This window comes from Spirillospora sp. NPDC046719, assembly GCF_040645715.1.
Classification (GTDB): domain Bacteria; phylum Actinomycetota; class Actinomycetes; order Streptosporangiales; family Streptosporangiaceae; genus Spirillospora.
Genome location: NZ_JBEYYT010000371.1, coordinates 1 through 9,521, shown reverse-complemented (window position 1 = coordinate 9,521; position 9,521 = coordinate 1). Strand labels below are relative to the sequence as shown.

Genomic DNA, 9,521 nt, shown 5'->3' with positions numbered 1-9,521 from the left:
GCACCCATCCCGACGGGACCGCGCGGTTCGTGCTGTCGGCGGTCGAGGCGTTCGGGGCCGACATCGACGCGCACCGCTACGGCGGCACCTGCGGGCTGCCGACGTTCGGGGTGCTGCCGCTGCCCGTCCCGACCGGGCGGGAGGAGCGGGTGGCGATCGACTGGAGCCGCTGCGACGGCCACGGCCTGTGCGCCTACCTCGTCCCGGAACTGATCCAGCTCGACCGGTACGGCTTTCCGGTGGTGCTCGGAAGCGACATCCCGTCCTGGATGGAGCGGGACGTGCAGAAAGCGGTCGCGATGTGCCCGGCATTGGCGCTGCGGGTCGTCGGGGGAGTCCCGGGCGGTCCCGCGCGGCGTTCCTGACGGCGGCCCGCCCGCCATTACGGACGGGCCGGAGAAATGAAAAAGTCCGAGCGGCGGTGAACCCCGGGCCCGGCGCGGTGCGTATTCCTCGGCGAAACCGCGCCGGGTCCGTTCTTCGGTGCGCTCCCGGAAGGAGGAAGGGATCTCGGTGAGAAATTCGTACGGTGTCGCGGAACTGCGCCGGCTCCCGCGGTTCGGGCTCCGCCGGGGCCGGGGCCTGCTGCTGCTGGCCGCCGCGGCCGTCGTCGCGGCCGCCCTCGCGGTCCTCCTCAACCCGCGGGTCGCCCCGGCGAACGGCGTCGACAAGGGTGCCACCGTCCCGTCGAAATGGGGCCCGCTGAGCGCCCAGGACCGGCTCCTGCTGGTCAAGGTCCGCCAGGCCGGGCTCTGGGAGATGCCGGCCAGCCAGATGGCCGTGCAGCGCGGCGCGAGCCCCCGGGTGCGCGAGATCGGCACGATCATCAACCAGGAGCACATGCAGCTGGACGCCGACACCCGGGCCACCGCCCAGCAGCTGGGGGTGACCCTGCCGGCCATTCCGAACGGCACGCAGCGGAGCTATCTCCGGGAGCTGGCCGGGCTCGACGGAAAGGCGTTCGACACCGACTACGTGTTCCGGCTGCGGGCCGCGCACGGGCAGGTCCTGCCGTTCGCCGCCACGGCTCGCGTGCAGAGCCAGAACACGATCATCCGGGCCTACGCGGAACGCGGGATGAAATTCGTCCTGCACCATATCCAGCTGCTGGAGAGCACCGGCCTGGTCACCAAATCCGCGCTGCACTGACGGGTATCCCACCCCCCGCTCACAGGGAGTACTCAAAATGGGAAGAAGAAGAAAGACTTTCGCCGTGATCGTTCCGGCGGTGCTGCTCGCCGCGTCGGCGTGCAACGACGTCCCCGGGGGCGCCGGGGCGCTGCCCGGCGGCGCGACCGTCACCGCCGATCCGGTCGGGCACGTCCAGAAGTACCGGGGCGGGCACGGCACTCGGACCAGCCCGCCCGCTGACGACGGCGGCCAGCAGAACGGCGGTCAGAACGGCGGCGGGCAGATGCCCGGCATGGGCGACGGTCAGATGCCCGGGATGGGGGACCCCTCCCAGACGGCCGTCCCCACCCCGCCGGATTCCGGATCGCCGGATCCCGGCCAGACCGACCCGAACCAGCAGAACGGCGACGGCCAGAACGGCCAAAATGGGAACGGCCAAAATGGGAACGGCCAAAATGGCGACGGTCAGAACGGGAACGGTCAGAACGGCGGCGGCCAGAACCAGAACGGCGGCGGGCAGGGCGGCCAGAGCCAGGTGAAGCCGGGCCCGCGCGCCGACCAGTTCGTCGACATCCGCCAGGCGCAGCCCGTGCGGCAGCCGCGGCGCACGCGGGCCGCCTCCACCGGCGTGTTCACGTCCAGCTGCGGCACGAACGCCGGGCAGAAGCACAGCAACCCCGACAACGTGATCGTGGCGCCCGGCGTCCAGAACGGCGCGCACCACATCCACGACTACGTCGGCAACCTCGACACCAGCGCGTTCTCGACGGACCAGACGCTCGCCGCCGCCGGGACGACCTGCACCAACGGCGACCAGTCGACCTACTACTGGCCGGTCGTGCGGCTGCGCGCCGGCAAGGACGGCTCCGACCGCGCGGCGCAGAGCCAGGTGGACGGCAACACCGGCAGCGTCGTCACCCCGGCGAAGGTGCGCCTGCAGTTCCTCGGCAACCCGCGCAGCAAGGTGACGGCGATCCCGCGGTTCACCCGGATCGTCACCGGTGACGCCAAGGCGTCGTCGAAGGGCCCGGCCAACGCGCACGCCCAGTGGACGTGCAGCGGGTTCGAGAACCGGGCGTTCACCGACAAGTACCCGCTGTGCCCGAAGGGCAGCATGGTGGAGCGCGTGCTGAACTTCCCGAGCTGCTGGGACGGGCAGAACACCGACAGCGCGAACCACCGCGACCACATGGTCTTCCCGGACCCGCGGACGGGCCAGTGCCCGCAGGGCCGCAAGGCCGTCCCGCAGCTGCGGATGACGCTGGCCTACAACCTGCCCGCCAAGGCGCTGGCGTTCGCGCTGGACACCTTCCCGGAGGAGGGCCACGACCCGGTGACCGACCACGGCGACTTCATCAACGTGATGAACGACCAGCTCATGCGGAAGGCCGTCGCCGCCATCAACGGGCGCCGCCGCTGATCCCGGTCCCGGGGCCCGTGCGCGCCCGCGCGTAGGATCGCGTCATGGAGATCGTGATCGCGGGCGGGCACGGGCAGATCGCGCTGCGGCTGTCCCGGCTGCTGGCCCGGCGCGGGGACGCCGTGGTGAGCCTCATCCGCAACCCCGACCATGCGGCGGACGTGCGGGCGGCGGGCGCGACGCCGGTCGTCCGGGACCTGGAGGCGGCGTCCGCGGACCAGGTCGCGGGCGACCTGGCCGGCGCGGACGCGGTCGTGTTCGCCGCGGGCGCGGGCCCGGGCAGCGGCGCCGCCCGCAAGGACACCGTCGACCGGGCCGCGTCGGTGCTGCTGGCGGACGCGGCGGAGCGCGCCGGGGTGCGGGGCTTCGTGCAGGTGTCCGCGATGGGTGCGGGCGACCCGCCCGCACCGGGCCGCGACGACGTCTGGGCCGCCTACATCCGCGCCAAGGGCGAGGCCGAGGACGACCTGAGGGCGCGCGGCGGCCTGGACTGGCTGATCCTGCGCCCGGGCCGCCTCACCGACGACCCGGGCACCGGGCTCGTGACGCTCGCCGAGCCGCCGGTCGGGCACGGCGCGGTGACCCGCGACGACGTCGCCGCGGTGATCGCCGCGCTGCTGGACGCCCTGCCGGACGCCCGGCACCGCACGCTCGACCTGCTGAACGGCGACGTGCCGATCGCCGACGCCGTCGCCGCCCTGCGCTGACCCGGCGCGGTCGGGCGGCACGGGCGGGCGGCACGGGTCGGGCGCACGGTCGCGCGGCGCGGGCGGTCGGCGCGGGCGGCGGCGGGCGGTCAGGCGGTGTAGAGGGACTCGATCTCGTCGGCGAAGTCCTTCATCACGACGTTGCGCTTGACCTTCAGGCTCGGGGTCATGTGCCCGGCCTCCTCGGTGAAGTCGACGCCGAGGATGACGTACTTCTTGATGGCCTCGGCGTGGCTGACCGACTTGTTGGCGTCGGCGACGGCGCCCTCGATCTCGGCGATGATGTCGGGGTCGCGGCGCAGCTCGTCCACGGTCATCGCGGCGGGCTTGCCGTGCCGCTCCTTCCAGGGGCCGAGCGCCTCCTCGTCCAGCGTGATCAGGGCGCTGATGAACTTGCGCCCGTCGCCGACCACCAGGCACTGGCTGATCAGCGGGTGGGCGCGCAGCCGGTCCTCCAGCGGGGCGGGTGCGACGTTCTTGCCGGCCGCGGTGACGAGGATCTCCTTCTTCCGGCCGGTGATCTTCAGGAAGCCGTCGGCGTCGAGGGAGCCGAGGTCGCCGGTGTGGAACCAGCCGTCCTCGATCGCCTCCTTGGTGGCGGCCTCGTTGTTCCAGTAGCCGCGCAGCACGTTGATGCCGCGGACCAGGACCTCGCCGTCCTCCGCGATGCGGACGTCCACGCCCGGGATGGGCTTGCCGACGGTGCCGATCCTGATGGCGGTGGGGCGGTTCACGGTCGCCGGCGCGGTGGTCTCGGTGAGGCCGTAGCCCTCCAGGATCGTGATGCCGACGCCGCGGAAGAAGTGGCCGAGGCGCTCGCCGAGCGCGGCGCCGCCGGACACCGCGTACTGCACCCGCCCGCCGACGGCCGCGCGGAGCTTCCCGTAGACCAGCACGTCGAAGACCTTGTGCTTGGCCTTGAGGCCGAGGCCGGGGCCGCCGGCCTCCAGCGCGCGGCTGTAGGCGATCGCGGTGTCCGCGGCCGCCTTGAAGATCTTGCCCTTGCCGTCGGCCTCCGCCTTCTGCTCGGCGCCGTTGTAGACCTTCTCGAACACCCGCGGGACGGCGAGCAGGAAGGTCGGCCGGAACGAGGCGAGGTCGGGCAGCAGGCTGGGGATGTCGCTGTGGCCGAGGACGATGCCGCCCTCGATGGTGGCGACCTCGATCAGCCGGGCGAACACGTGCGCCAGCGGCAGGAACAGCAGGGTGGAGCTGCCCTCCACGGCGATCTCGGAGATCGCGCCCTGCACGGCGTTCCGGGCCGTCGCGACGAGGTTCCCGTGGGTGATCTCGCAGCCCTTCGGCCGCCCGGTGGTGCCGGAGGTGTAGACGAGCGTCGCCACGTCGGCGGCGGTGCGCGAGCGGCGGCGCTCGGCGATGGTCGCGTCGGCGACGTCCTTGCCGAGCTCGGTGACCTCGGCGACGGCGCCCGCGTCGATGCCCCAGACGTGCGCGAGGCCCGGGAGCCGGTCCCGGACCTCGCCGACCAGCGCCAGGTGCGCGTCGGTCTCGGCGAACAGCGCCTTGGCGCCGGAGTCGCCGGCGATCCACTCGATCTGCTCGGCGGAGGAGGTCTCGTAGATCGGGACGGCGACCGCGCCGGCCGTCCAGATCGCGTAGTCCAGCAGCGTCCACTCGTAGCGGGTGCGCGACAGCAGGGCGACCCGGTCGCCCGGTTCGACGCCCGCGGCCACCAGCCCCTTGGCGACCGCCGCGGCCTCGGCCGCGAACTCCGCCGCGGTGACGGCGCTCCAGCCGGTGCCGGTGCGGCGGCGCAGCACGATGGCGCCGGGCTCCTCGGCGGCCCGGGTGAAGGGCGCGTCGGTCAGATTGGCGGAGTCGGGGACCTCCACCATCGCGGGGACGCTGAACTCGCGCACGGCCCACTCCTGTGATCGATCTTCGGGGACGGCGGGGGAACCTGCCGGTCCCTCCGAAGGTGAATGATACCCACGAGTAGGAAAACCGCCCGAAAGTGAGCGTTCCCGCCCCGGAGCGGCCTGCGGATCGACGGTTAACGGCACGGCAAAGACCGTTCGGCGCGGCCGGGCGGCCGCCGGTCCGTCCCCTACCCTTGACCTGGTCGTATACGGAAGTGGTCGGGGGAGAGCCATGGCCCTGCTCGAAGTGATCGCGCTCACGGCCGCGGACGCGCGCGCCGCGCAGGACGGCGGCGCCGACCGGATCGAGGTCGTGGCCGACATGGGAGCCGACGGGCTCACCCCGGACCCGGACATGGTGGCGGCCGTGCGCGCCGCGACGGCGCTGCCGCTGCGGGTGATGCTGCGGGCCAACGCCGGGTTCCGCACCACCGGCGCGGAGCTGGACCGGCTCGTCCGGGCCGCCGCCGACCTCGCCGCCGCCGGGGCCGACGGGTTCGTGCTCGGCTTCCTCGACTCCTCCGGCCACGTCGACGCCGGCGCGACGGGCAAGCTCGCGTCCGGCTGCGCGCCGCTGCCGTGGACGTTCCACCGCGCCGTCGACCACGCCGCCGACCCCGTCCAGGCGTGGGAGGCGGTCCGGGCGCTCGACGGCGGCCTGGACACCGTGCTCACGGCGGGCTCGCCGCGCGGCGTGGACGCCGGCGTCGACGTGCTGGTCCGGCGCGCCGCCGAGGACCCCCGCTCCGCGGCGATGATCATGGCGGGCGGCGGGCTGCGCCGCAAGCACGTCGCGGTGCTCGCCGCGGCGGGCGTCACCGCGTTCCACGTCGGCACCGCCGTCCGCCCGGACGGCTCCTGGGACGCCCCTGTGGACCCCGCGCTCGTGGCGGAGTGGCGCTCGCTGGTGTCGGCCGCGGCGGGCTGACGCCCGGAGGGCCGCCCGTTTTCGGGGGAGAGGTCCCCTATTAGAGTCGGTTCATGAGGATCCACGTGGTGAGCGACGTCCATGGCCGCGCGGACGCGCTGAAGAGCGCGGGCGACGGCGCGGACGCGCTCATCTGCCTCGGCGACCTGATCCTGTTCGTCGACTACTCCGACCACGGGCAGGGCATCTTCGCGGACCTGTTCGGGCAGGAGAACGCCGACCGCTTCATCGCGCTGCGCACCGAGAAGCGCTTCGACGAGGCCCGCGAGTTCTCCCGCGGCCTCTGGGCCTCCCTCGAGGGGGACGCGTGGCCGCACATCGAGCGCGCCGTCGACCGGCAGTACGCCGAGCTGTTCGCCGCGATGCCGACCCCCGCCTACCTCACCTACGGCAACGTCGACGTCCCGCGCATGTGGGCGCCGCACCTGCGCGACGGGCACCGCGTCCTGGACGGCGAGACCACCGAGATCGGCGGGCTGCGGTTCGGGTTCGTCGGCGGCGGGCTCCGCACCGAGTACCGCACCCCCTACGAGCTCGACGACGACGCGTACGCGGCGAAGGTCGAGGCGGTGGGGGAGGTGGACGTGCTCTGCTGCCACATCCCGCCCGCCGTCCCCGAACTGCTCTACGACACCGTCGCCCGCCGGTTCGAGCGGGGCAGCGAGGCGATCCTGGACGCGATCCACCGCACGCAGCCGAAATACGTGCTGTTCGGGCACGTCCATCAGCCGCTCGCCGCTCGCATGCGCATCGGCCGCACTGAATGCGTGAACGTGGGCCACTTCCGCGCGCGCGGGGTCCCGTACGTCCTCACGGTGTGACGGATACCGTGCTCTAGACAGCGGCCCGGGCGACGGAATCCCGGGCGCGGGCCCATGGCGAACCGGAGGGAACGCAGATGGCGGACCGCACGAGTTCTTCCATCACCATCAAGGCCGCGAAGGCCGACATCATGGCGGTGATCGCCGACCTGGAGGCGTATCCGGACTGGGCGAGCGGGATCCGCGAGTTCACCGTCCAGGAGACCGGCCCGGACGGCCGGGCCCTGCGCGGCCGGCTGACCTTCGACGGCGGCCCGTTCAGCGACACCGTCGGCCTCGCCTACACCTGGGACGGCGACGACCGGGTGAGCTGGGAGCTGGTCGAGAAGGGCGCGGTCGTCACCGGCCTGCACGGCACCTACGCGCTCGCCGAGGCGGGCGACGCCACCGAGGTCACCTACGAGCTGGCGGTCGACGTCCGCGTCCCGATGATCGGCATGGTGAAGCGCAAGGGCGAGAAGCGGATCATCGACTCCGCGCTGAAGGGCCTCAAGCGCCGCGTCGAGCGCTGAGCACGCCCGGAAGGCGGTACCGTTTCACGCCGATGACGGATGGATGATGGAGTCATGACCGACCAGCCGGGTGACCTGATCAACGAGGCGGGCAAGCTCTTCGACGCGGTGCTCAAGCGCGTGGTCGGTGGCGGCTCCCGCGACGACGACCGCGCCGACCGCGACGACCGCGCCGACGACCGCGACGCCCGTCCCCGCGGCGGCGCGGACGACGTGTGGGCGAGCGCGACCGCCGAGCCGCCGCGCTACGCCACCGGCGCCCCCGAGTGCTGCCACTGCCCGGTCTGCCGGGCCATCGCCGCGTCCCGCGAGTCGGGGCACGACGTCGGCCGGCACGTCCGGGAGGCCGGGCAGTCGCTGATGGCCGCCGCGCTGGACGTGGTGCAGGGCTTCGACCGCACCCGCCCCGGCGCGAACCGGAACCGGCCCCCGCGGCCCCGGGATGCGTCGGCGGGCCCCGGGGCGGGTAGGTCCGATCGGTCGGGACGGTCGCCCCGCGACGAGGCCCCGTCCGGCGGGACGCCGCGTGACGAGGCCCCGCGCGACGACGCCGAGCGCGGCCGGACGCCGCGCGGGGAGGCGCCGCGCGGGGCGGAGCCCCGCGAGGAGCCGGGCGACCCGTGGGCGGCCGCCACCGGCGGCGACTCCATCGACATCGGCTAGTGGTGCGGACGGGCTCCAGCCAGGGGCGCGCGAGGAGGAGGAAGCGTACATGGCCCTGACCATCGGCGTGGACGTGGGCGGCACGAAGGTCGCCGCCGGCGTCGTCGACGACCGGGGAACGATCCTGGAGAAGGTCCGGCGGCCGACTCCCTCGACCAACCCCAAGGAGACCGCCGAGACCATCGCCGAGGTCGTCGACCTGCTCAAGGGCAAGTACGCGGAGGTGTCGGCGGTCGGGCTCGGCGCCGCCGGGTTCGTCGACGAGACCCGCTCCACGGTGCTGTTCGCGCCGAACCTCGCCTGGCGCGAGGAGCCGATCCGGGAGAAGGTCGAGCACCTCGTCGGGCTGCCCGTCGTGGTGGAGAACGACGGCAACGCCACCGCCTGGGGCGAGGCGAAGTTCGGCGCGGGCCGCGGCGAGAACTTCCTGGTGCTGGTCGCCCTCGGCACCGGCATCGGCGGCGGCATCATCATCAACGGCGAGCTGTACCGCGGCCGGTTCGGGATCGGCGCCGAGATGGGGCACTTCCGGGTCGTCCCCGACGGGCGCCGCTGCGGCTGCGGCAACCGCGGCTGCTGGGAGCAGTACGCCAGCGGGAACGCGCTCGTGCACGAGGCTCGCGACCTCGCGCGGGTCGCGCCGGCGATGGCGGGCCGGCTGCTGGAGCTCGGCGGCGGCCGGCCGGAGGGCATCAGCGGCCCCGAGGTGTCGCAGGCGGCCCGCGAGGGCGACAAGGCCGCGCTGGAGTGCTTCCGGACGATCGCGCACTGGGCGGGGCAGGGCCTCGCCGACCTCAGCGCGATCCTGGACCCGGGCGCGTTCATCATCGGCGGCGGCCTGTCCGACGCCGGCGACCTGCTGCTCGACCCGATCCGCGTCGCGTTCGAGGAGGCGCTGACCGGGCGCGGCCACCGCCCGCTGCCCGACATCCGGATCGCCGAGCTCGGCTCGGCCGCCGGCATCGTCGGCGCCGCCGACCTCGCCCGCGTCCGCCCCCTCCAGGACGCGGCGGTCTAGGACGCCCGCCGTGGCGACGCCGGTCCGGGTGCTGAGCTACAACATCCGGTCGCTGCGCGACGACCCGGAAGCCGTGGCGCGCGTCGTGCGCGCGAACGGCCCGGACGTGCTGTGCCTGCAGGAGGTGCCGCGGTTCTGGGGCTGGCGGGCGCAGCGGCGCCGGCTGGCGCGGGCGTGCGGGATGGACGTGGCGGCGGGCCGCCGGGCGTGCGGCCTCGCCGTCCTCGCGGCGCCGCGCGTCCGCCGCGTCCACCGCGAGTTCCACCTGCTGACGCCCGACGAGGGCCTGCACCGGCGGGCGCTGGCGGTCGCGGTGCTGGAGATCGGGCCGGCGCGGCTGGTCGCGGCGAGCACCCACCTCGACCTCGCGGACGGGCCACGGCTGCGGCACGTCCGCGAGGTGCTGGCGCTGCTCGACCGGGCCCGCGCCCGGTACGGCGC

Annotated in this window: 11 protein-coding genes; 10 read left to right on the top strand and 1 reads right to left on the bottom strand. The window is 74.0% G+C overall.

All coding sequences use genetic code 11. From position 1 onward, the window contains the following. From ABZ914_RS39470 to ABZ914_RS39455, 4 genes are all read left to right on the top strand, one after another. Positions 1–365 (top strand): ferredoxin (locus ABZ914_RS39470; protein ID WP_500199627.1); only part of this gene is annotated, 365 nt, incomplete at its 5' end. A gap of 148 nt (positions 366–513) precedes the next feature. Continuing rightward, entirely contained in the window at positions 514–1,149 is a 636-nt protein-coding gene (locus ABZ914_RS39465; protein WP_387028928.1) for a DUF4142 domain-containing protein, read from the top strand. Between the two features lie 64 nt (positions 1,150–1,213). Then, the gene (locus ABZ914_RS39460) at positions 1,214–2,551 is read left to right on the top strand and encodes a DUF1996 domain-containing protein (RefSeq protein ID WP_500199625.1); all 1,338 of its coding nucleotides are present in this window, start codon (positions 1,214–1,216) and stop codon (positions 2,549–2,551) included. A gap of 44 nt (positions 2,552–2,595) precedes the next feature. Next, positions 2,596–3,258 carry an NAD(P)H-binding protein gene (locus tag ABZ914_RS39455; RefSeq protein ID WP_500199624.1) on the top strand — a complete coding sequence of 221 codons (663 nt, stop codon included), beginning with the start codon at positions 2,596–2,598 and terminating at the stop codon, positions 3,256–3,258. 89 nt (positions 3,259–3,347) lie between these two features. Here ABZ914_RS39455 and ABZ914_RS39450 read toward each other — a convergent pair whose 3' ends face one another. Beyond that, positions 3,348–5,138, bottom strand: a complete 1,791-nt coding sequence (locus ABZ914_RS39450; RefSeq protein ID WP_500199622.1) for an AMP-dependent synthetase/ligase — start codon at positions 5,136–5,138, stop codon at positions 3,348–3,350. A 232-nt stretch (positions 5,139–5,370) separates the two neighbouring features. Between ABZ914_RS39450 and ABZ914_RS39445 the strand changes: the two genes are divergently transcribed. The 6 genes from ABZ914_RS39445 to ABZ914_RS39420 form a co-directional block, all read left to right on the top strand. Continuing rightward, the gene (locus ABZ914_RS39445) at positions 5,371–6,066 is read left to right on the top strand and encodes a copper homeostasis protein CutC (RefSeq protein WP_500199621.1); all 696 of its coding nucleotides are present in this window, start codon (positions 5,371–5,373) and stop codon (positions 6,064–6,066) included. 53 nt (positions 6,067–6,119) lie between these two features. Then, on the top strand, positions 6,120–6,887 hold the full coding sequence (locus ABZ914_RS39440; RefSeq protein WP_190867361.1) for a metallophosphoesterase family protein: 768 nt from the start codon (positions 6,120–6,122) through the stop codon (positions 6,885–6,887). Positions 6,888–6,964: 77 nt separating this feature from the next. After that, positions 6,965–7,399, top strand: a complete 435-nt coding sequence (locus tag ABZ914_RS39435; protein ID WP_190867363.1) for an SRPBCC family protein — start codon at positions 6,965–6,967, stop codon at positions 7,397–7,399. Positions 7,400–7,453: 54 nt separating this feature from the next. Continuing rightward, a complete protein-coding gene (locus tag ABZ914_RS39430; protein WP_500199619.1) occupies positions 7,454–8,062 on the top strand; it encodes a hypothetical protein in 609 nt (202 codons plus the stop codon). A 49-nt stretch (positions 8,063–8,111) separates the two neighbouring features. Continuing rightward, a complete protein-coding gene (locus ABZ914_RS39425) occupies positions 8,112–9,080 on the top strand; it encodes an ROK family glucokinase (protein ID WP_190867375.1) in 969 nt (322 codons plus the stop codon). A 10-nt stretch (positions 9,081–9,090) separates the two neighbouring features. Next, positions 9,091–9,521, top strand: a 431-nt coding sequence (locus tag ABZ914_RS39420; RefSeq protein ID WP_500199617.1) for an endonuclease/exonuclease/phosphatase family protein, incomplete at its 3' end; no start/stop codon positions are given.